At 61.0% G+C, this 502-nt stretch carries 2 pseudogenes; both read right to left on the minus strand.

Going from position 1 to position 502, the window contains the following annotated elements:
- A pseudogene (istB, locus tag LWH94_RS19350) lies at positions 1-303 on the minus strand (IS21-like element ISSpu5 family helper ATPase IstB); the annotation flags it as partial.
- An 11-nt stretch (positions 304-314) separates the two neighbouring features.
- Positions 315-502, minus strand: a pseudogene (locus LWH94_RS19355) (IS21 family transposase); the annotation flags it as partial.

Genomic DNA, 502 nt, shown 5'->3' on the forward strand with positions numbered 1-502 from the left:
GTTCAGGTGTTCCTTCACCCACTGGCAGCTGGCCAGACTCTGGACAAGCCCTTTATCCAGGCCGCGTGAGTTCCGGTAATCAATGTCTTCGAGGATGGCGGCGTGTCGCAGTTTGGCCCGGCGTAGCCGGCTGCTCATGCGCCGGTTGTCCCGTTCCGTCATTTCCCGGTCGACCAGCAGCCCGAGGCGCTCCTCGAAGCTCAGATCGGTGATGTCGGGGGTGGCCGACTGATCCTCCAGGGCGGCGGCCATGCCGGTCAGTTTGAGGGCGTGGAGCTTATCCAGTGTGGGATGTTTCAACATGTCAGATTCCTTCAGTGGTAGTAGGCAGGGCCGCGGATGTTGTCGTGTGTGTCGGGTAAGGCCAGTTCTTGCTGCTCTTCCAGGGGCTGCTCATCCAGGCGATGCTTGAGGATGGATTCGATGCTCTTGTATCGGCAGCTGCCCAGCATCAGGGCGCGTTGGCAGGCACGTTCTAATCGTGCCTCGCCGTAGCTCTGGC

The organism is Marinobacter sp. G11, from assembly GCF_021282325.1.
GTDB lineage: Bacteria > Pseudomonadota > Gammaproteobacteria > Pseudomonadales > Oleiphilaceae > Marinobacter > Marinobacter vinifirmus.